At 70.0% G+C, this 22775-nt stretch carries 11 protein-coding genes and 1 riboswitch; of the genes, 4 read left to right on the top strand and 7 right to left on the bottom strand.

Annotated elements, in window-relative coordinates; all coding sequences use genetic code 11:
- Positions 1–3 precede the first annotated feature (3 nt).
- Positions 4–771: a class I SAM-dependent methyltransferase gene (locus IG75_RS0100110; protein WP_030519047.1), complete on the bottom strand. Its 768-nt coding sequence runs from the start codon at positions 769–771 to the stop codon at positions 4–6.
- The gene (locus IG75_RS0100105; RefSeq protein ID WP_030519046.1) at positions 768–2294 is read right to left on the bottom strand and encodes an ABC transporter substrate-binding protein; all 1527 of its coding nucleotides are present in this window, start codon (positions 2292–2294) and stop codon (positions 768–770) included. The genes IG75_RS0100110 and IG75_RS0100105 overlap by 4 nt, the downstream gene beginning before the upstream one ends.
- A 104-nt stretch (positions 2295–2398) precedes the next feature.
- A riboswitch (cobalamin riboswitch) is annotated at positions 2399–2542 on the bottom strand.
- Between the two features lie 207 nt (positions 2543–2749).
- On the opposite strand from IG75_RS0100105, the gene IG75_RS0100100 reads away from it, so the two are divergent.
- Positions 2750–3730, top strand: a complete 981-nt coding sequence (locus IG75_RS0100100) for a glycosyltransferase family 9 protein (protein ID WP_030519045.1) — start codon at positions 2750–2752, stop codon at positions 3728–3730.
- Positions 3731–3740: 10 nt separating this feature from the next.
- On the opposite strand, the gene IG75_RS0100095 is transcribed toward IG75_RS0100100, so the two are convergent.
- Complete coding sequence (locus tag IG75_RS0100095) at positions 3741–4064, bottom strand: ArsR/SmtB family transcription factor (RefSeq protein ID WP_030519044.1); 324 nt, start codon at positions 4062–4064, stop codon at positions 3741–3743.
- A 183-nt stretch (positions 4065–4247) separates the two neighbouring features.
- Here IG75_RS0100095 and IG75_RS0100090 point away from each other — a divergent pair, with 183 nt between their 5' ends.
- Positions 4248–4961, top strand: a complete 714-nt coding sequence (locus IG75_RS0100090) for a M23 family metallopeptidase (RefSeq protein WP_036512018.1) — start codon at positions 4248–4250, stop codon at positions 4959–4961.
- 106 nt (positions 4962–5067) lie between these two features.
- On the top strand, positions 5068–6177 hold the full coding sequence (locus IG75_RS0100085) for a hypothetical protein (protein WP_156058527.1): 1110 nt from the start codon (positions 5068–5070) through the stop codon (positions 6175–6177).
- On the opposite strand, the gene IG75_RS0100080 is transcribed toward IG75_RS0100085, so the two are convergent.
- A complete protein-coding gene (locus tag IG75_RS0100080; protein ID WP_030519041.1) occupies positions 6128–6451 on the bottom strand; it encodes a hypothetical protein in 324 nt (107 codons plus the stop codon). The genes IG75_RS0100085 and IG75_RS0100080 overlap by 50 nt on opposite strands.
- Positions 6452–6865: 414 nt before the next feature.
- Between IG75_RS0100080 and IG75_RS0100075 the strand changes: the two genes are divergently transcribed.
- The gene (locus IG75_RS0100075; protein WP_030519040.1) at positions 6866–7201 is read left to right on the top strand and encodes an RNA polymerase-binding protein RbpA; all 336 of its coding nucleotides are present in this window, start codon (positions 6866–6868) and stop codon (positions 7199–7201) included.
- A 72-nt stretch (positions 7202–7273) separates the two neighbouring features.
- On the opposite strand, the gene IG75_RS0100070 is transcribed toward IG75_RS0100075, so the two are convergent.
- The 3 genes from IG75_RS0100070 to IG75_RS0100060 all read right to left on the bottom strand — a co-directional run bounded on the left by IG75_RS0100070 (position 7274) and on the right by IG75_RS0100060 (position 22697).
- Positions 7274–8062, bottom strand: a complete 789-nt coding sequence (locus IG75_RS0100070) for an ABC transporter permease (RefSeq protein ID WP_030519039.1) — start codon at positions 8060–8062, stop codon at positions 7274–7276.
- Positions 8063–8172: 110 nt separating this feature from the next.
- A complete protein-coding gene (locus IG75_RS0100065; protein ID WP_030519038.1) occupies positions 8173–9162 on the bottom strand; it encodes a daunorubicin resistance protein DrrA family ABC transporter ATP-binding protein in 990 nt (329 codons plus the stop codon).
- Positions 9159–22697 (bottom strand): non-ribosomal peptide synthetase, encoded by a 13539-nt coding sequence (locus IG75_RS0100060; protein ID WP_030519037.1) that lies wholly within the window; start codon positions 22695–22697, stop codon positions 9159–9161. The genes IG75_RS0100065 and IG75_RS0100060 overlap by 4 nt, the downstream gene beginning before the upstream one ends.
- Positions 22698–22775: the final 78 nt, after the last annotated feature.

Genomic DNA, 22775 nt, shown 5'->3' with positions numbered 1-22775 from the left:
CCGCTACCGGATCCCGACCAGGACGCGGTCGTCGCCGTACTGCCAGACCGTCCCGGCCTCGGCGAATCCGGCGGCGCGCAGAAAAGCGATGTAGTCGCCGGCGGTGGGACGATCGGTGACCGTGTGCTCGAATCCGCCGTCGCGCAGGCGCACCAGCTCGGCGAGTTCGTCGGCCGCTCCCACGGCCGCCCACCACGCCGCCCAGTTCTCCCCCGCGGCCGAACCCACCCGCTCGGCCCGCCGGGCGGTCAGCGCCCGGCCCAGATCGTCCAGTCGCGGACCGTCCGGCCCCTCGTACAGATGGTCACCGTCGACGAAGACTCCGCCCGCCGGGAGCGCCCGCGCGCAGGTCTCGATCAGCGCGCGCAGCGGCGCCCGGTTCATCCAGTGCAGTGCCGTGGTGCTCACGAACGCGTCGGGAGCGCGCCCGAGGTCCAGCGCGGCGAGCCAGCCGGGCTCACGCAGATCGGCGGATACGGTGCGGAACCGCGAGGAGCCGTGGACGGTGTCGGCCAGCGCCAGCAGCAGCGGGTCGGCGTCGACACCGACGACGGTAGCGCCGGGGATGCGGGCGAGCAACCGGTCCGCCAGGGTTCCCGGGCCGACGCCCAGATCGACGATCAGGGGATCCGGCCGGACCAGCAGTTCGGTCAGCACATCACCGATCACCTCGAACCGGGCCTCCCGGTCGGGCATGTAGTACTCCTGCTGGCGATCCCAGCGTTGGACCCAGTACCGTGCCCGCTCCGGATCGAGTCGCGCGGCGGTCATCGGGCCGACACCGCGTCGAAGCGCGCCCAATCGTGCGAATTGGGTACGGCGGCCGGGAGCTGCCGGAACCGGTCACCGGCGGCGCTGTTCCAGTGTGTGGTGCCGAAGAACACGAAGCCCCCTCGATCGTGCAGTATTTCGTGCATGCCGCGGTAGAGCGCCGCCCGGCGGTCCGGATCCGGGGTGGCCTGCGCCGTCGTGTACAGCGCATCGAACTGTGGATCGGACCATTTGGTGCGGTTCTGCGGGGATGTGCCGAGCAGCCGCGAGGCGAAATGGTTGGGGATCGGCAGCGGCCCCGACTGCCCCATCGTGAGATGTCCGGTCCGCAGCGCGTCGGTGTAGTAGCTGTCCTTGGAACCCAGCACCACGTTCACCCGGACTCCGCATTCGGCGGCCTGCTCGGCGAACAGCCGGGCGGCTTCGACGAACCCGTAGGCGACCGGGGCGGTGAACAGATCGAAACTCAGCTCGCGCACCCCGGCCCGGCGCAGCAGCCGGCCGGCCTCGTCGGGGTCGTACTCGTGCTGCGGCAGATCGGCGTAGTACTGGTAGCCCTTACCGAAAACATCGTTGCCGACCTCCCCCTGGCCTTCGAACGCCACCTTCACCAGTTCCGCCCGGTCGACCATCCGCATGACGGCGCGCCGGACATCCGGGTTGTCGAACGGCGGCCGGTCGGTCTTCATGGCGAAGAAATGGATTCCGCTCCCGGGGGTGGACACCAGCGTGACGCCGGGGTGCCCCGCCAGCGTCCGCGCGGCCGAGGGCGTGAGGTTGTCGGCATAGTCGATCTCGCCGCCGCGCACCGCGTTCACCCGAGCGTCCGCCTCCGCGCTCATGATCCGCAACTGTCCGATGGCGGGCGCGCCGTCCCAGTAGTTCTCGTTACGGTGCGCGGTGAACTGCCGGCCGGCCTCGAAGGATTCGAAGACGAAGGGCCCGGTGCCCACCGGGCGGGTGAAATCGGCGGCGCCGTCCTGCACGATCTTGGTGCCGTACACCGACAGTGCGATGAGGAACTCGAACGACGGCCGCTTCAGCACGATCTCGACGGTGCGGTCATCGATCGCGCGACTGCCGGCCAGGTCCACCTGGTCCAGCGAGGACGCGGCGATGAACGGGCGCTGCGGCGCGGGCCCGAGCACCCGGGAGAAGGTGTACAGCACATCGCGTGCGGTGAACTTCTTCCCGTCGTGCCAGGCCGCGTCCCGCAGCGCGATCCGCCACCGGGTGCCGTCGGCATTCGGTTCGGCCGATTCCGCCAGCCGCGGGATCGGTGTCATCGAACCGTCCACCTCGAACAGGCCGTCGTAGACGGCCTTCATCCGGGCTTCGTCGATGAAGAGGGTGTTCACCCCGGGGTCGATCCCCTCCCCCGCGCCGGAGCCCTGGAAGGCGGCGGTGAATGTATCGGTACCTTCGGAGGAGCCGCGGCCGCAGCCGAGGGCCAGCGCTCCCGCGGCCAGCACACTGCCGACCAGAAACGATCGGCGGCTCGACTCCGGTGGTGCACAACGCATATCCGACTCCCGTCGCGTCAGGCAGGGTCACGCGACGAAGACATGCGAAACGGACCGCGCTCGAGCGGCTCGTTCGGCGCATCGACCATACCCACGTGATCATGACCGTTTCTGGTTCATCCGCAGGTATCTGGCTGCGGCCCGCACGCGAGCCACACAGTTGCGGGACAGCGCCGGATTCGCACCGGACTTCCCTACGAACATCGGTCACATTACCCAAGCGCCCCGCGGGTGACCATCGTCTCGCCCGCGCGATACCCGTCCCGGCAGGTGACGGACGGTACGGCCACGCCGGGCGAACGCACAGCGTGTGATCCAGGCCGCCACCGGCCCACGTTTGCCGCCGGGTACCAGGTGGTAGTCATCCAAGGAAATGCTCTCGTCGTGGTCCGTTCCTCGCCAGGACGGTTCGGGAGGGGGCGGCACAACGGGCAACAGGTGGCTAGGAGAGTCGGGTGTCGGTAGTTCTCGTGCTTCAGGCACGCGGTCTCGGTGATCTACTCACCGCTGTTCCGGCATTACGTGCACTGCGCCGGGCCCGCCGCACCGATCATCTCGTGCTGGCCGCGCCGCACCGCCTGCGTCCCATCGTGGATGTGATCGCCTGCGTGGACGAGTTCGTGCCCATCGCCGATCCGCAGGGCCTGCGCTGGGACGGGCCGCCGCCGAAACTGGCGGTGAACCTGCACGGCGCCGGTGCCGCCCCGATCGTGCAGCTCGGCAAGACCGGGGCCGAACGTATCCTCACGTACCGGGATCCGGCGTTCCCGGAGATCCCGGCGCCCGATTGGCAGCCCGCCCATCATCCGATCGACCGCTGGTGTCATCTGCTCGAATTCGACGGGATCGGTGCGGATCGGCGCAATCTGGGCCTGGTGCCGCCTGTGGCCACCACCAGTCACCGCGACAGCGTGGTCGTTCATATCGGCGCGAGCGCGGCCGCCCGGCGCTGGCCCGCGGACCGATTCGCGGCGGTGATCAGGCATCTGCTGGTACTCGGCCACGAGGTCGTGCTGACCGGTGACGAGAGCGACCGGGAGAACGCGCTGGGGATCGCGGCCCGGGCCGGACTGTCCGGCCAGCGGGTGCTGGCCGGTATTCAGAACCTGATCGAATTGTCGGCGACGGTGGCCGAGGCCTCCGTGGTCCTGTGCGGTGACACCGGCGTCGCCCATCTCGCCACCGCCTTCGGCACCCGCACCGTGCAACTGTTCGGTCCCACGGCCCCGGATCAGGGCGGGCCGCCGCGGCACCTGCTGACCCGGCACGAGGTGCTGTGGGCCGGGCGCGTCGGCGACCGTCATGCCACCACCACCGATCCCGGCCTGCTACAGATCGGCTCGACCGAGGTGATCGCGGCTCTCGACCGACAGCTGAGCAAACGCCGCGGCGAAGCGGGCGTGACCGGCAGCACGGCGTACCGCCGGGTCGGCTGAGGGGTCGGCGCTACCGGTCGTCCCGGTTCGCGGCCTCGCTGAGCGCGGCGGCGTAGGCGGCCAGGGCGCTCTGCCAGAACTGGTCGAGGTAGTCGCGGGCATCGCTGAGACCGCGGGGGTCCAGGGAGTAGAGGCGGCGGTTGCCCATCGGCCGCATCATCACCAGCCGCGCATCCCGCAGTACCCGCAGATGCTGCGATACCGCCGAGCTGGTGATCCCGACCTGGGCGGCGAGTTCGCCCACCGAGCGCGGCCCGGCGGGCAACGCCTCGAATATCGCGCGCCTGGTGGGGTCTGCCAGGGCGACCAGCGGCGCAACTCTGTTAGCGACCACTGAAACAGTGTCGATCTTCTGGCACACTTCGGTCAAACTAGATCAATGTCTCACTTGCGCAGCTCGGCGGGCGATATTTCCGGTTCCGTTATCGGACGGTAATACGCGACCTGGGAATATATGATCTCGTGACTGTTGCCACACAATTGCTGACTCGGCGTGTCGGTCCCCTAGCTTGTAACCATGCCCGTGACCCTTCCGTTACCTTTCCGTAAGCTCACGGTGTCGTCGATCGGCCGTCGCCCCATCACGACACAGGTTGTCGCCACCTCGACAGCCCTCTGCGCCGGTTTCGCGCTCTTCGCCGCGGGAGCCGATTCCGATAACGAACAGATCACCCCGGTGGCCGCCGTCTCGGAGGCGCCGGCCGACCCCGCCGACCGCGCGCCCGCCGAGCGGCCCGCGATCTCGCACGACCCCGCCGCGTGGGCCCCGCATCAGGCCGCCGGCGACAATCAGCCCGCCCCGGTGTCCTTCCCGTTCTTCGAGCCGCCGCGCCAAACCACGGTACAACCGGCCGACGGCGTCGTGTCCTCGGGCTTCGGCGCACGCTGGGGCACCAACCACAACGGCATCGACTTCGCCGCGAACATGGGTTCACCCATCCGCTCGGTCACCGACGGTGTCGTGATCGAGGCCGGCCCGGCCACCGGCTTCGGCCTGTGGGTCCGCGTCCAGCAGGACGACGGCAGCGTCGGCGTCTACGGCCATATGCAGGATATTCTCGTCTCGGTCGGCCAGCAGGTACAGGCCGGTGACGTGATCGCCACCGTCGGCAGCCGCGGCCAGTCCACCGGACCGCACCTGCACTACGAGGTCCACCAGCCCGGTATCGGCCCGGTCGACCCGCTGCCCTACCTCGCCGGTCGCGGTCTCGTCCTGAACAACCCCGGCTGACCCTTACCCTCGGCCGAGCCGACGGCCCCCGGCATACCGGGGTACCGGCCGCACACAGTCCCGTAGTGGGACGCGGCGGCCGGACCCCCGTTCCTACCGTCGGTTCATGTCCCTCCCGCTCCCCGGCGTCCCGGCTCCCGGACGCCCCACGACTTCCGATCCATGTCGGGTGATCGGACGCCTGCACCGGCCTTTGCTGCTCAGTTCCGCGGCAATGGCCGGTCTGGTGTTTACCGGCCTGATCGCGATGGTCGTCGACGACCGCGTCCTGCTCGGCGAATCGGTCTGGCTCAAACCGGTCAAATTCGGGCTGGCGTTCGTGCTGTACTCGCTGACCCTGGCCTGGCTGCTGTCGCTACCCCACCGCGGCAGCCGAGTGACCTGGTGGCTGGGAGTCGTGTTCTCCGTCACCGCGGTCGTGGACGTCGGCTTCATCGTGGTCCAGGCCGCGCGGGGCACCTTCAGCCATTTCAACACCGAAACCGACCCGGTCAACGAAATCGGGCAGATGATCTTCGCCTCGGGTGTCCCGGGTCTCTTTTTCGCGAATCTGCTGATCGCCGTGATCGTTTCGATACGTCCCGGCGCGGATCGGCCCACAGTGTGGGCGATTCGCGGCGGGCTGGCGATGGGTGTGGTCTCGATGGCACTGGGATACCTCATGGGTTTCACCGGGACCCAGCTCACCCGCACCGCGGACGGCCGGCTGGTCGAATTGGCCGCCGGGCACACCGTGGTCGACGCCGGAACCCGGCAGGCCGTCGGCGCACCGGACGCGGTGCCGGGTATGCCGATCACCCACTGGAGCACCCTGGGCGGTGACCTGCGCATTCCCCATTTCGTCGGATTGCACGGCATCCAGGTGGTACTGGCCGCGGTGGTGATCCTCGCCTGGTGCGCGAAACGCTACCCCCGGCTCCGCCCGGCGCGGACCCGCAGCAGGTTGATCGGGGTGGTGATCCTGGGATGGGGCGGTGTGCAGGCGATCACCTTCTGGCAGGCGATGCGCGGACAACCGCTGCTGCACCCGGATACCGCCACGCTGCTCGTGCTGCTCGGCCTCGGCGTCGCGGTCATGCTCCTCGCCGCGGTCAGCGTCGGGTCCACCCCGGCGGTCGGCGGCGAGACGATCTCGCCGCCGCGCGCACAGCACGATTCGACGCAGGTCAGCGCAACCTTTCGGCATCCCGGGCGAGTTCGACCAGAACCGCGCTGAGCCGCGCGAGCTCGTCCCGGTCGGCGCCCTCGTCGACCGCCGTCGCCACATCCTCGGCCGCGCAGCGCGCGGCGAACCACCGGTCGGCCAGGGCGGTGGCCTCGGCGGCACTGAGCACCACCGAATCGGCGGGGATCCCAGTGCCCTTCACATTGTTGCGATGCTCATAGGCGCGCTGGCGGCAGGACTGGCGGCAGTAGCGGCGCCGCCGCCCCGCTTCCGAATCCACTATTTCCCGACCACACCACAGGCACGACTCCAACCGGCGCGACATGACCCGACACCCTAATAGGAACTCTCGCAGCGGCACACACCGCACACCGCGCGGGGCCCTTTCGCCGAACCCCGTACAATTACAAGGCTTGGGAACGGAAAGACCCTGACGAACGTTGACATGAACAGGGCGCACGGCCTGGACCGGCACGAATCCCCGATTCGTGGCACAGACAACGGCCCGCGCAGGTGACCCGAACGGTCGGCGGGCGACAACGGCCGGCGAACGCGACCCACAGGTCGCGGTAGCAAGACAACAAGGGGTCGACCCATCGGTTCGCACCCCGGCGCGGGTTCCGGTGCCCCGCAGCGGATACACCCTCGGTGTTTCCGCTCCGGTGTTCCGGAGCCCCGCGGCAGGAACCGCGGACCCGCGCGCGGCAACGCGCCGACAACACAGAGAGGACCTGTACAGATGGCAGATCGCGTACTCCGGGGCAGCCGGCTCGGAGCGGTGAGCTACGAAACCGACCGCGACCATGATCTGGCTCCCCGCCGGATCGCCCGGTACCGGACCGACAATGGTGAAGAGTTCGATGTTCCGTTCGCCGACGACGCCGAGATCCCGCCGACCTGGTTGTGCCGCAACGGCCAGGAGGGTGTGCTGATCGAGGGCACCACGCAGGAGGCGAAGAAGGTGAAGCCGCCCCGCACGCACTGGGACATGCTGCTCGAGCGGCGCAGCAAGGATGAGCTCGAGGAACTGCTCAAGGAGCGGCTGGAACTGCTCAAGACCCGTCGCCGGGGCTGAGCCCGGACGACCAGAAGTGGCACCGCAAGGCCGTGCCCGCCGGATATCCGGCGGGCACGGCCTTTGTCGTGATCAGTGACTGGCCACCCGGCGGTACTGCAACAGCGCCAGCGGCATCGCGATCAGCAGAATGGCCGCCGAGCACAGGACCGCGTACTCGACGCAGTGCTCGGCCGGCCAGCCGGTCGCGGTGGGGAACATCGGGGGCGCGCTGTTCTCGAACAATTTCCGTCCGCTCGCCGCGACCGCGGTGATCGGATTCCATTCGGCGATGGTGGCCAGCGGCTCGGGCAGGGTCTGGGCCGAGATGAATGCCGAGGAGATGAACGACAGCGGGAACAGCCAGATCAGCCCGGCGCTCTGGGCGACCTCGACATTCGGGGCGAGCAGACCGGTGAGCGCGCCGACCCACGACATGGCGAAGGCGAACAGCAGGATCACCGCGTAGGCGAGTACGGCCTCGGCCAGGCTCCCGTTGATGCTCCAGCCGACGATGTAGCCGCACACGGTCATCACCAACAGACTGACCATGCTCACCACCAGATCGGAGAGCGTGCGACCCATCAGCACCGCCAGCCGGGACATGGGCAGCGCGCGCATCCGGTCGATGATGCCCTTCTCCAGGTCGCCGGCCAGTCCCACGGTGGTGAACGCGGCACTGAAGGCGACGGTCTGGGCCATGATCCCGGCGATGAGGAATTCCCGGTACTGGCCACCACCCAGCGAGGCGCCGAACACGTAGGCGAACAGGAAGACGAACATCAGCGGCTGGACCGTGGCGGTGACCAGCAATGTCGGCACCCGCATGATGGTGATCAGGTTGCGATGCGCGACAATCGCGCTGTCGCGGAAGAAACGCATACGCGGTTCGGTGGACTTCGGAATCCGGTGCGAGCCGGGCGCGTGTGACAGTTCCCCCTCCGTCTCATCGGTCGGGCCGGTGGTTTGATCGACCGCCACTTCTGCGGTGCTCACGACATGATCTCCTCGGGGACGTCACTGGTTTCCGGCTCGGATTCCGGCGCTGCCGGGGAGCCGGTGATGGACAGGAAGACGTCGTCGAGGCTGGGCCGGTGCACCCGGGCGTCGACGACGTTCACGTCTGCGTCATCGAGCCGGCGCAGGGCTTGGACCATGGTGCGGGAACCGTCACCGACCACCACCGACACCTCGTCGACGCTCGCCTCGTGTGCGGGTTCGCCGATTCCGACCTCGGCGAGGACCCGCAGTGCGGGCGCCGGATCCTGTCCGGGACTCAGCGTGACGGTGAGCCGGTCCCCGCCGATCGAGGATTTGAGTTCGTCGGCCGAACCGCGGGCGATGACCCGGCCCTTGTCGATCACGGTGATCTGGTCGGCCAGCCGGTCGGCTTCCTCGAGATACTGGGTGGTCAGCAGGACCGTGGTGCCGTCACGGACGAGTTCGCCGATAACCCGCCACATATCGTTGCGGGCCCGCGGATCCAGTCCGGTGGTCGGTTCGTCGAGAACCACCACGGGCGGACGGGCGACCAGGGCACCGGCCAGATCGAGGCGCCGGGTCATCCCGCCGGAATAGGTTCCCGCCCGGCGGTCCGCGGCATCCTCGAGCCCGAATTCCCCGAGCAGTTCCCGGGCCCGCGAGACCGCGCGTTCGCGCGACATCCCGTAGAGCCGCGCGACCATCCGCAGGTTCTCGTAGCCGGTGAGGTTGGCATCCACCGCCGCGTACTGGCCGGACAATCCGATGAGTTTGCGGGCCGCCGCCGGATCGTGCAGGACGTCGACATTCGCGACCCGGACGGATCCGGCGTTCGGGCGCAGCAGGGTGGTGACGATCCGGACAGCGGTGGTCTTACCCGCACCGTTGGGACCGAGCAACCCCAGCACCGTACCTTCGGGGATTTCGATATCGACCTCGTCCAAAACGCGGACGTGGCCGTAGTACTTCACCAGGCCGGTGATCTGTACCGCGGGCTTCACCGAGCGTTCTCCTTCGTTTCGATACCGGGCTGCGATGTCGTGGCCGCCCCGCGCAGGTGTTCCCGGAGCACGGGTCCGAGCACGGCCAGGGATTCCGGGGTCGTCATCTCCGCGTGGGTGCATGCCAGTTCCCAGGCGCGCACGGCACCGGTGACGAAACCCCGCCAGGCCTCCGGGCGACGATCGGGTGCGGCCAGGTTCACCGGGTCGGTGCCGGCGGCGAAGAACAGCAGATCGCCGTCGAACACACCGGGCCGGAAACCATTGGCCTGGACGGTGCCGTCGGCGTAGCCGGCGTACAGCCGTTCCAGATGGTCCACCGTGAGTGCCGCGAACGGGCCGGGCCGCGACCGCAACAATTCGGCGGCCTCGGCCAGGGTCGGTTCCGCGCCGTCGGCGACGAGATCGCCGCCGAATTCGCCGAGGATCTCGGCGACGCCGGGCACGGCTTCGGTGGCCAGATCGTCGGAGAGCCGGTAGCTGTCCAGCATGGTGAGCAGCGCGACCTCCTCGCCGGCCGCCTGGAGTCGCACGGCGATCTCGTGCGCGATCAGACCGCCCAGCGACCAGCCGAGCAGCTGATAGGGCCCGTGCGGTTGCACGGTCCGGATATGGGCGATGTAGCGCTCGGCCGCTTCACCGATCGAACCGAATCCCGGTTCACCGCTCGCCTGTGGTGCCTGCAGACCGTAGACCGGCTGGTCGGCGGGCAGTTCGGCGAGCAGGCCGGCGTAGCACCAGGACAACCCGATCGCCGGATGCACACAGAACAGCGGGGGCCGGCCGGTACCGGTGCCGGGGCGCAACGGCAGCAGTGGAGCCAGCGCCAGTTGCATGGCATCGGCGGCAGTGCCGTCGCCGAGCCGGGCGGCCAGCGCGGCCGGGGTGGACTCGCCGAACAGCAGTTGCATCGGCAGGTCGTACCCGGCCTCGCGGGCCCGGCCGACCACCTTCGTGGCGAGCAGCGAGTTACCGCCCAGTTCGAAGAATCCGTCCCCGGCGCCCACCCGGTCGACCCCGAGGACCTCCGCGAAGATCTCGCACAGCGCGGCCTCCACCGGGTTGGCGGGCGCCCGGTAGCCCTCCGCGGCGGTGAACACCGGTTCGGGCAGGGCGGATCGGTCGAGCTTGCCGACCGGAGTGAGCGGTAGCCGGTCGATCAGCATGATCGACTGCGGAACCATGTAATTGGGCACCAGTTCGGACACATGCGCGGTGAGTTCGGCGGCGGTGGCGCCCGCCGCGGCCTTCACATACGACACCAGAGCGGTTGCGCCCGCTGCCGTGCGATGCCCGGCGGTGTAGGAGAACTCGACCGCCGGATGCCGGCTCAGCGCCGCGTCGATCTCGCCCAGTTCGATCCGGAAACCGCGAATCTTCACCTGATGGTCGGTACGGCCGACGTATTCGATATCGCCGGGGCCGCCGTCGCGCGCCGTGCGGATCCGCACCAGATCGCCGGTGCGGTACATCCGCTCCCCCGGTTTACCGAAGGGATTGGCCACGAAACGCTGGGCGGTGAGCCCGGGCCGGTCGTGGTACCCGCGGGCGAGCGCCCCACCGGCCAGGTACAACTCGCCGGTGACCCCGAGCGGCGCCGGGCGCAGCCGGGCGTCGAGCACCATGGCAGCGACACCGCGGATCGGTTCACCGATCGGGATCGGACCACCCGGTACCAGCGGCGGCGACATGACGGTGACGATGGTGGTTTCGGTCGGACCGTAGACGTTGTGCAGGTTGCGGCCCGGCGCCCAGCGCGCCACCACTTCGGCCGGCAGGGCCTCGCCCCCGACCAGGACGTGCTGGAAATCGGTGACGCCTTCCGGGTCCACCGTCGCCAGGGCCGCTGTGGTGATGAAGGCGTGGGTGATCCGTTCCGCGACCAGTACCCGGGCCAGTTCCGCGCCACCGACCACCCCCGGCGGGGTGAGGACCAGGGTGGCCGCGCCGCCGAGCGCGAACAGCAGGTCCAGCATGGCGGCGTCGAAACTGGGGGTCGCGAAGTGCAGGATGCGGCTGTCCGGCCGGACATCGAAGCGGTGGGCCGTCTCCGCCGCGAAATTGGACAGTCCGCGATGGGTGACCACCACGCCCTTGGGGGTTCCGGTGGAACCGGAGGTGTAGATGACGTAGGCCGGGTTGTCCATCCGCAACGGGGTGATCCGGTCCGCGTCGGTGAGTGGAGCGCTGGACGCCCGCAGCACCTGTTCGCGGACCTCGGCATCGTCGAGGGCCAGCCAGTGGGCCCCCTCGGGCAGCTGCTCCCGGTACTCGGCCAGCGTGAGCCCCAGGGCCGCCCCGGAATCGGAGAGCATATGGGTGATGCGCGCGGCCGGATAGCCCGGATCCACCGGCACGAAGGCGGCACCGGTCTTGGTCACCGCCAGGACGGTGGCCACCGATTCGACGGTCCGCGGAATGCCCAGCGCCACCAGTGTTTCCGGTCCCACCCCGTACCCCACCAGCACCCGGGCCAGCCGGTTGCTCCAGCGGTCGAGCGCGTCGTAGGTGACCTCCACACCCGCACCGGCGAGCGCCACCGCCTGCCGGTCGACGTGCACCGCGGCGGCGAAGACCTCGGCCAGGGTGCACGGCTGGTCCGGATCGGCACGACGCAGCGGCGCCAGCGCCGACCATTCCGCCGGCTCGAGGAGTTCCAGGTCACCGATGACCACGGCGGGGTCGGCGGCGATCGCGCCGAGCAACCGGACCAGGCGGCGGCCGAGCCGGGCCGCGGTCGGTTCGTCGAAAAGATCCCCGCTGTAGTTCACCGCCACGCCGATACCGTCCGGCGACCGGTCGGCGCCGCGGCATTCGGTGAGGGTGAACTGGAGATCGAATTTGGCGATACCGGCGTCGATATCCATCGCCTCGATGCTCAACCCCGGAAGTTCCAGGGCGCGTACCGGTTCGTCGCGCACCGACAGCATCACCTGGAAGAGCGGGTGGTGCGCCTGGGAGCGGACCGGGTTGAGCACCTCGACCAATCGCTCGAACGGCAGTTCCGCGTGCCCGAACGCATCGAGATCGGTATCGCGCACGGTATCGAGCAGATCGGTGAACCGATCGTGGTGGGCCACCGGGGTCCGCAGGACCAGCGTATTGACGAACATGCCGATCATCCGGTCGAGTTCGGGCCGCCCCCGGCCGGCGACCGGGGTGCCGACGGCGATATCACCGACGCCGGTCATCCGGTGCAACAGCACCGCCAGCGCGGCGTGCAGCACCATGAACAGGCTCACATTGTGGCGCGCGGCGAGACCGCGCAACTCCCGGTGCACCCCGGCGTCGACCCGCTCTTCGACGGTGCCGCCGCGATAGGAGGGCACCGGTGGACGCGGGCGGTCGGCGGGGACGGCGAGCAGTTCGGGCAGGCCCTCCAGCCTGGTGCGCCAGTAGTCGAGCTGCCGGCGGATCGGGGAGGCGGGATCGTCCTCGCTGCCGAGCAGTTCCCGTTGCCACAGGGTGTAGTCGACGTACTGGAGTTGTTCGGGGTCGACGTCGGGCCGGGCGCCGAGCCGGATCGCCCGGTAGGCCGTCGCCACATCGGCGGCCAGCGGTTCCAGCGACCAGCCGTCCATCGCGATGTGGTGCACCACCAGCACCAGGATGTGCTCGTCCGGGGCCACCACGAAAAGCGCTGCTCGCAAAGGTATCTCGGTGGACAGGTCGAATCCGGGGGTGATGAACCGTTCGATCGCCGCCCCGTGGCCCGCGTCGCCGGCCACCGGCGCGTGCAGTGTGACCGCGGCATCGGCCGCGTCGAGCACCCGCTGCACCGGCTCCCCGTCGATCTCCGGGAACACCGTCCGCAGGGTCTCGTGCTGTTCCTGCACCCGGTGCAGCGCGCCGCGCAGCGCCGCGTGATCGAGCGGACCGCGCAACCGCAGCACCACCGGGATGTTGTACGCGCCGCCCGCCGTGTCCGAGCCGCCGAACCGGTTGAGGAACCACAACCGCTGCTGGGCCGGGGACAGCGGAATCCGTTCGGGCCGCTCCCGGCGCATCAGGGCGGTCCCGGTGCCGGCGGATTCCCCGTCGAGGCGGGCCGCGAGTTCGGCCACCGTCGGGGCGGCGAATACCGCCCGCACCGGCAGCCGTACTCCGGTGGCCGCGTCCAGGCGACCCACCAGCTGGGTGGCCAGCAGCGAGTTGCCGCCGATATCGAAGAAACTCTCTTCGGCGTCGGTGATCGTCACGCCCACCAGCTCGCCCATGATCGCGGCGACCTGACGTTCGGTATCCGAACCGAGCGTGCGACCGGATGCGGTGGCGGACAGGGCCCTGGGTTCGGGCAGCGCGGCGGTATCCAGTTTGCCCACCGGGGTCAGCGGGATCTCGTCGAGCAGCGTGAACGCGGCCGGGATCATATGCCGGGGCAGGCGGCCGCTCAGATGATCGCGCAATTCCTCGGGTTCGGGACGCCGCGCGGGATCGGCCGGATGAATAAAGGCGACCAAACGGTCCGAATCGCCGAGCCGGCGCACTTCGACATGGGCGAAGTGCACCGCCGGATGCGCGGTGAGCGCGCCGGCGATCTCGCCGAGCTCGATCCGGAAGCCGCGCATCTTCACCTGGTTGTCGCTGCGGCCCAGATAGCGCAACCCGCCGTGGCGGGACCAGCGCACCACATCACCGCTGCGGTAGAGCCGGGCACCGGGCAGGCCGTAGGGGTCCGCGACGAACCGGGCCGCGGTGAGCCCGGAACGTTCGTGATAGCCCCGGGCCAGCCCGGGACCACCCAGATACAGCTCACCGGGGACCCCCGCGGGCACGGGCCGCAGGCGTTCGTCGAGCACCAGGGCGCGGGTGCCGCGGATGAGGTCACCCAGCCCGGCCGGATGCCCGGCGGCGATCGGCGTCACCGAGACCACGACGGTGGTTTCGGTGGGCCCGTAGGCGTTGAACATGCGACGGCCGGGCGCCCAGCGCGACACCAGCTCCGGGCCGACGTTCTCGCCGCCGACCATGAGACCTCGCAGCGCCGGCAGCGGCCAGCGTTCGTGGTCGATGGTGGCGAGCGCCGCGGGGGTGATGAAGGTGTGCGTGATCCCGGTGCGGGTCATGAATTCGCCCAGTTCGTCACCGCCGTACACCTCCGGCGGCACGATGACCATGGCGGCGCCGGCCCCGATCGCGAGCAGCAGGTCCAGGACCGCCGCGTCGAAACTCGGTGACGAGAAATGCATGGTGCGTGCGGCCGGGTTCACCGCCAGCCGGTCCCGGAACTCGTCGGCGAGATCGGCGAGCGCCCCGTGGGTCGCGGTGACGCCCTTGGGTTTACCGGTGGATCCGGAGGTGTAGATGAGATAGGCCGCATCGGTGATCCGTACCGGGCGCAGCCGGTCGCCGTCGGATACCGGGCCCGCGGCCTCACCGCCGATCTCACTGCGGCCCGCGGGGGAATCCAGCAGCAGCCAGTCGATCTCGCCGCCGCCCGCCGCGCGCAACCGTTCGGCGTACCCGCTGCGAGTGATACCGACCGAGCAGCCGGAGTCGGCGAGCATATGCGCGACACGCTCGGCCGGATAGTTCGGATCCACCGGGACGAAGGCGGCCCCGGATTTGGCGACGGCGAGCATGGTCGTCACCGAATCCGCGGACCGGGTGAGCCCGAGGGCGACCTTGTCGCCGGTACCCAGTCCGCGCCGGATCAACGCGCGGGCCAGGCGGTTGGCGCGACGGTCGAGGTCGGCGTAGGTGAGTACCGTCTCGTCCTCGTACAGCGCCGGACGCGGCCCGTGGGCGAGCGCGGTGGCACCGAACAGGGCGCCCAGGGTGCGCGGAATGCCGGGGGCGGGGCCGCGGGCCGGGCACAGGGTGTGGCGTTCGGCATCGGTGCGGGTGTCGATATCGCCGACCGGCACGGTGGGCCGGGCACCGATCGCGGCGAGCACCCGCAGGAAGCGGTCCGCGAGCGTCTCGACGGTGGCCGCGTCGAACAGTTCGTCGGCATAGACGAATTCGAGGTCGCCGTCGGTGAGATCACCGGCGCGCAATTCCAGGTCGAACTTGGCGCGCGCGATATCGAGCGGGGCCGCCCGCACCGCCAGCCCGGGCAGTGCCAGGTCGGGCACCGGGGTGTCCTGCACGGTGAGCGCGACCTGGAACAGCGGGTGGCGCGCGGTGGCGCGCGGATCGTGCCCGAGCGCGGCCACCACCTGTTCGAAGGGGATATCGGCGTGCGCGAGCGCGGCGAGCTCGGTATCCCGGTCCCCGCGCAGGAGATCGGCGAACGAGCGCGCCGGATCGACCGGAGAGCGCAGCACGAGCGTATTGACGAACATCCCGACCAGTTCACCGAGCCGGCTGTCCGTGCGTCCGGCGACCGGGGTACCGATGGCGATATCCCGGCCACCGGTGACCGCCCGCAGCAGTACCGCGAGCGCCGAACGCAGCAGCATGAACGGGCTCACGCCCTCGGCGTGGGCCAGGTCCACCAGGGCGGCGCGCACCGGCTCCGGGATACGGCGGCGGACCGAGGCGGCCGTCTGCTCGGGTTCGGCGGGGCGGGGCCGGTCGTAGGGCAGGGGTAGTTCGTCGGGCAGGCCCGCGAGCTGGTCCCGCCAGTAGCCGAGCTGGCGGGCGGCGAGGCTGTCCGGGTCGGTCTCGCTCCCGAGATGCTCCCGCTGCCAGAGACCGAAATCGGCGTACTGCACCGGCAGCGGTGACCACTGCGGCGCGGCCCCGGCGCGGCGGGCCTGGTAGGCCAGCGCCAGGTCGCGGATCAGCGGCCCCATCGACCAGCCGTCGGCGGCGATGTGGTGGAGCACCACGCCGAGCCGGTAGCGGTCCGTCCCGGTGCGCAGCAGTGTCGCCCGCAGCGGCGTTCCCACGGTGAGATCGAAACCGGTGGTGGCCGTTTCCCGGAGCGCGGCGTCGGCGCCCGCGTGATCGGTCTCCTGGAGTTCCAGGGTGGGTAGTGCCCACGCCGCGGGCAGAATGCGCTGCTGGGCACCGTCTCCGTCGGCGGGGAAGACGGTGCGCAGGACCTCGTGCCGTTCGACGATATCGCCGAGCGCCGCCCGCAGCGCGGGGACGTCCAGCGCGCCGTCGATATCGAGAACGAACGCGATGTTGTAGGCGCTGGACTCGGGAGCGAACCGGTTGAGGAACCACAGCCGCTGCTGCGGCAGCGACAACGGCAGCCGCGCCGGCCGCGGATCGTAGGCGGTCAGCGGGACCCGGGCGGTGGTCGGAGTCCGCAGCAACTCTTCGGTCAGCGCCGCCACGGTGGGGGCCTCGAATACCGTGCGGACCGGCAGGTCCACCCCGAACCGGTCGTAGAGCTCGCCGACCAGCCGGGTCGCCAGCAGCGAGTTGCCACCCAGGTCGAAGAACGGGTCCTCGGCGCCGGTCACCGCGCAGCCCAGCACCTCCGAGAAGACCTCGGCGACCCGGCGCTCGGCCTCGGTGGCGGGGGCGCGCGAGGTGGTCCCCGTGTTCAGGAACACCGGTTCGGGCAGCGCTTTACGGTCCAGCTTGCCCGCGGGCGTCTTCGGGAACTCCGGCAGCACGGTGACCGCGTCGGGGACCATGTACGCGGGCAGCTGCCCGCGTACGGCCGCCCGGACCGCGGCGGGATCCACCGTGCGGTCGGCGACGAGATAGGCCGCCAGCCGCTGCCGGGCGTGCGCGTCGGTGTGCACCACCGTCAGCGCCGACCGCACCCCGGGATGGCCGCGCAGTACATGGTCGATCTCCGACAGTTCGATCCGGAAGCCGCGCAGCTTCACCTGATCGTCGGCGCGGCCGAGGAACCGCAGCCGGCCGGTCCGGTCGGCCACCACCAGATCGCCGGTGCGGTACATCCGTTCGCCGCGCCGGCCGTACGGGCTCGCCACGAAGCGGGCGGCGGTCAGGCCGTGCCGGCCCAGATAGCCGCGGGCCACGCCGGGGCCCGAGACATACAGCTCGCCCGGAGTACCGGGCGGTACCGGACGCAACCGGGAGTCCAACAGGAACAACCGCATACCGCGCACCGGATGGCCCAGCGGCACCGGGCGCCCGGGCCGCATCGGGCCGGACATGGTGGCGGCCACCGTCGCCTCCGACGGGCCGTACATATTGTGCATGCGGTACCGGTCGGCCCAGGCCGCCACCAGTTCGGGACTGCACGCCTCACCGCCGACCATGACACTGCGCAACTGCGCCAACCCGGACGAGTCGACGGTGCCCAGGGCGGCGGGCGTGACGAATGCGTGGGTGACGGCTTCGGCCCGCAGCAGCCCGGCGAGTTCGGCACCGCCGTAGACATCCGGCGGCGCGATCACCACGGTGGCCCCGCAGACGAATCCGAGCAGCAGTTCGAGCACCGAGGCATCGAAACTCGGCGAGGAGAAGTGCAGGGTGCGCGCGGCCGGGGTGACGCCGAACAGATAGCACTGTTCGGCGGCGAAGGAGGCCAGTCCGGCGTGGGTGACGACAACGGCCTTCGGCGTGCCGGTGGAACCGGAGGTGTAGATCAGGTAGGCCGGATGCGCGGTGCGCAACGGCGCGATCCGGTCGGCATCGGTGATCGGCGCCGCGGAGACGGAGGCACAGTCGATCTCGACATCCGGCGAGCCGAGGATCAGCCACGATTCCACGGCGCCGGGCACCTCCGCCAGCGCCGCGACCTGTTCCCGGCCGGTGACCCCGAGCCGGGCGCCGGAATCGGTGAGCATATGGGCGATCCGATCCGCGGGATAGCCCGGATCGACCGGGACATAGGCGGCGCCGGTCTTGGCGACCGCCCAGACCGCGGTGATCGCGTCCAGACCGCGCGGCAGCGCCAGCGCGACCACGGTTTCGGGCCCCGCCCCCTGCTCGATCAGCAGGCGGGCCAGCCGGTTCGCGCGTTCGTCCAGTTCCCGGTAGGTGGTGTCCCGTCCGCGGTAACGGACGGCGACCCCGTCGGGGTCCTTGACAGCCGACCGGCCGAACAGGTCGGCCAGCAGCACCGGTGGTTCGGCGGGTCCACCCGCCAGCGGAACGAGGTTGCCGCGCTCACGCCGCTCCAGCACCTCGATATCGCCGACCGGCCGCCGGGGGTTGCCGACCGCCGCGTCCAGCACGGCGACGAAACGACGCGCGATCGCGGCGACGGTCCGCTCGTCGAACAGATCGGTCGCGTAACCGATCTCGGCGTGCAGTTCACCGCCGGCGTTGTCGTCGTGGATCTCGAGCTGGAGGTCGAATTTCGCGATGGCGCCGTCCAGCGGCAGGATCTCGGTGCGCACCCCCGGCAGCGCCAGCTCGAGTTCCCCGGCGTTGTCGTAGGACAGCATCACCTGGAACAGCGGATGCCGTGCCCCGGAGCGCTCCGGGTTCACCACCTCGACCAGCCGCTCGAACGGAACATCGGCATTGGCGAAGGCGTTCAGATCGGTTTCCCGGACGATATCGAGCATCCGGTCGAAATCGGCGCCGGGATCGACCTCCGTGCGCAGCACCAGGGTGTTGACGAACATCCCCACCAGTTCGTCCAGCGCCGGATCGGTGCGGCCCGCGATGGGGGTCCCGATCACGATATCGGTGCTCCCGCAGATACGGGCCAGCAGGGTGGCCAGCGCGGCGTGCACCACCATGAACATGCTCGCCCCGCGCGCGACCGCCAGTTCCGCGGCCGCGCGGCGGGTTCCGGCCGGGATGGTGAACGAGACCCGCCCGCCTCCGGTGGAGCGGCGGGCGGGACGCGGCCGGTCCAACGGGAGGTCGAGCTGATCGGGCAGCCCGGCCAGCTCGGCCCGCCAGTGGGTGATCTGCCGGCTCAGCGCACTGCCCGGATCGGATTCCTCGCCGAGCAGTTCCCGCTGCCACAGCGCGAAATCCGCGTACTGCACCGGTAGCGGAGTCCACTGCGGCGCCCGGCCGGCGACCCGTGCCTCGACCGCGGTGGTCAGATCCCGGGCCAGCGGCGCGACCGACCAGCCGTCGCCGCAGATGTGGTGCAGCACCAGCACGAGTACATGGCTGTCGTCGTCGAGGGCGTACAGGGCGACCCGGACCGGGAACTCGGTGCGCAGATCGAACGACCGGGACACGAACTCGGCGGCCAGACCGGTGATCCGGGCGCTGTCGGCTTCGATCACCTCGAGCGAGAGCCCGGCGGCGGCGGCCGGATGGATCCGCTGGTAGGGGCCGTCGCCGGATTCGGGGAAGGTGGTCCGCAGGCTTTCGTGCCGCTCCAGCACGTCCAGCAGCGCGGCCTGCAACGCCTCGATATCCAGGATGCCGTCCAGCCGGACCGCGAGCGGCATGTTGTAGGCGGCGGCATGCTCGGCGAAGCGGTTCAGGATCCAGAGCCGCTGCTGGGCCGGTGAGAGCGGGATCCGCTCGGGCCGGACCATCGGAACCAGTTGCGGTGAGGCGAGGTCCGGTTCGCGGACGGAGAATCGGTCGGTCAGTTCGACGATGGTGCCGGCCTCGAACAGATCACGAATGGTCAGCGCGGTACCGAGCGCGGTGTTGATCCGCGCGACCGCGCGGGCGGCCACCAGCGAGTTGCCGCCGAGTTCGAAGAAGCCGTCCTCGATGCCGATCTCGGGCACACCCAGCAGTTCGGCGAATATCGTGGCCAGGACTTCTTCCACCTCGTTACGCGGCGCGGTCCGGGCCCGCTGTTCGGTGGGGCCCGGGGCCGGCAGCGCCGCCCGGTCGATCTTGCCGTTGCTGTTCAGCGGCAGTTCGTCGAGCACGGTGACCGTGGCGGGAACCATGTACCCCGGCAGCGCGCGGGCCAGCTCCGCGCGGACCGCGTCCGGTTCGAGGGCCGCCCCGCCGCGCGCCACCACGTAGGCCGCGAGCCGATCGCCGGCGGGGGTGCGATGGGCGACGCAGACCGCGCGGGCGATCCGCTCGTCGGCCAGCAGCGCGGATTCGATCTCACCGAGTTCGATGCGCAACCCGCGGATCTTGACCTGGAAATCGGTGCGGCCCAGATATTCCAGTACCCCGCGGCGGCTTCCGGCGGACCCGAGTTGCCAGCGGGCCAGATCACCGGTGCGGTACATCCGCGCGCCCGGGGTGAACGGATCGGCCACGAACCGTTCGGCGGTCAGCGGCGCCTGGCCGAGGTAGCCGCGCGCCAGCTGCACACCGGCCAGATACAGCTCCCCCACCGCGCCCGGCGGGACCGGGCGCAGCGCCGCATCGAGGACATAGGTGCGGGTGTTCCACACCGGCGAACCGATCGGGACGGATTCGGGGTCCGGCGGGCAGTGCCAGTAGGTCACGTCGACCGCGGCCTCGGTGGGCCCGTACAGGTTGTGCAGGTCCGGGCCCGGCAACGCGGCGTGGAAATCGCGCACGGTGGCCGGCGGCAGCGCTTCACCGCTGCAGAACACCCGGCGCAGCGACGCACAGTCGCCGACCTCGGTATCGGTGACGAAGACCGAGAGCATCGAAGGGACGAAATGCGCTGTGGTGATGCCCTTCTCGCGGATGACCCCGGCCAGGTAGGCCGGATCGCGGTGTCCGTCCGGACGCGCCACCACCAGCCGGGCGCCGGTCTGCAGCGGCCAGAAGAACTCCCAGACCGAGACATCGAAGGTCGCCGGAGTCTTCTGCAGCACGGCATCGGTGTGGTCGAGCGGGTATTGGTGCTGCATCCAGCGGAGCCGGTTCACGATCGCCGCGTGGGTGATGCCGACTCCCTTCGGGGCGCCGGTGGAACCGGAGGTGTACAGCAGATAGGCCAGATGGTCGCCGCGCAACGGTGAGATCCGGTCGGCATCGGTGACGGGCGCGGGATCGAAACCGGAGAGATCGGCGGTGTCGACCGCGAGCAGTTCGGCATTGCCCGGCAGTTCGAGGCCGTCACGGATGGCGACCAGCAGTGCGACCGGACGGGCCCGGTCCACGATCCCCGCCAGCCGCGCGACCGGATGCTCCGGATCCAGCGGAAGGTAGGCGGCGCCGGCCTTGATCACGGCGTACATCGCGACCACCAGTTCGATACTGCGCCGCAGGCACAGCCCGACAACCTGTTCCGGTCCGGCGCCTGCCGCGATCAGCTTCCGGGCCAGGCGGTTCGCCCGGGCGTCGAGTTCGCGGTAGGTCAGTGCCGCACCCTCGAACTCCACTGCCACGGAATCCGGGCAGTGCCGCACCCGGTCGGCGAAAATCCCCGCGAGCGTGCCGGTGTGGATCTCGGCCGCCGTATCGTTCCAGGTGTGCAGCACCTGGCGCTGTTCGGCGTCGGTGAGCACAGGTAGCTCCCGGACGGGGGTGTCGGCTCCGGTGGTGAGGAAACGGTCGAGGAAGCCCAGGAACCGGCGGTGGTGGGCGGCGACCTCGTCGTCGCTGTAGAGCAGCGGGTTGGCCTCGAAATCGAGATGGACCCGGCCGCCGTCACCGTTGTACAGGTTGACCGAGAGGTCCTCGACCGGCCCGGTTGCCAGCACATGGACGGAGACCTCGCATTCGGCGAAGCGCAGCGGCTTGCTGAACAGCATGATGTTGATCATCGGGCCGAAGAAACCGCGGGTGTCCCGGTCGTATCCGCAGTCGCGGCGGATATCGTCGTGCCGGTAGCGCTGGTGCCGGAGGGCGCCGGTGATCTGGCGTTCCACCACCCGTACGACATCTTCGACGGTGGTCCCGGGCTCGAAGCGGATCCGCAGCGGCACCACATTCGACACCACTCCGGCGGAGCGGCGCAGCGATACGGTGGTGCGCGCGGAGACCGGCAGGCTCAATACCACGTCGTTTTCCCCGGTCATGGACCGGACGTAGCAGGCCATGGCCGCGGCGTACAGGATCGGATCGGTCGCGTTGCGTTGCGTTGCCGCCGCCGCGACGGACGCCTCGGTGGCCTCGCTCAGGACCGCGGTGGCGAGCCGGCGGCCCGCGTCCGCGGTGGCCGGCGGATTGGCCACGGTGGACAGACTGACGACCTCCCCTGCGCCGTCGAGGATTTCGCTCCAGTAGATGCGGTCGTTGGTGAACCGCTGCGTATTCCGGTACTCGCGCTCCCCCGCGTACAGCTCGGCCAGCGGGGCGGCGCGCGACACCGTGGGTTCCCGGGATTCGCAGTAGGCCGTGTAGATCTCCGCGGTGCGGACCAGCGCGTTCATCGCCGCATAACCGTCGATGACGATGTGATGGGCTCGGGAGTACCAGATGTAGTCGCGATCTCCGGTGCGCAGTACGGCATTGAAGACAAGGGAGTCGTGGTCGAAGTCGACCGGAGTGCGCGCGTCGTTCTTCATCCAGGCCAGGGCCGCGGCGTCCGGGTCCGGCTCGGACCGCAGATCCAGTCGCGCCCAGCCCGGTCGCGCCGCCGGATCGACCACCTGATGAGGGACTCCGTCGATCTGGACGATGCGCTGGAGGCCGACCTCGGTCTCCACACCGAAACGCTCGATCGCATACAGCAGCAGACCCGGATCGAGATCACCGTGGAACTTCACGTACTCGACGACGACGAGCGGGATCTCGGGCTGAATCCGCTGGGCATACCACATCGCTGTCTGCGCGGGTGTGAGCGGAAACGGTTCGGCCGAAACTTCCGCCGACGAACTGCTATCGACCCCAGTGGCCGACGATCTCATCAATCACTCCGTTCTACAGCTCGACACTCCCCGAACAGCCCGCAACCGGCCTGTACCGGCCGTGGGGTGTGATTCACG

Source organism: Nocardia rhamnosiphila NBRC 108938 (assembly GCF_000720425.1).
Lineage (GTDB): Bacteria > Actinomycetota > Actinomycetes > Mycobacteriales > Mycobacteriaceae > Nocardia > Nocardia rhamnosiphila.
This window is presented reverse-complemented; position numbering and strand designations above follow the sequence as displayed.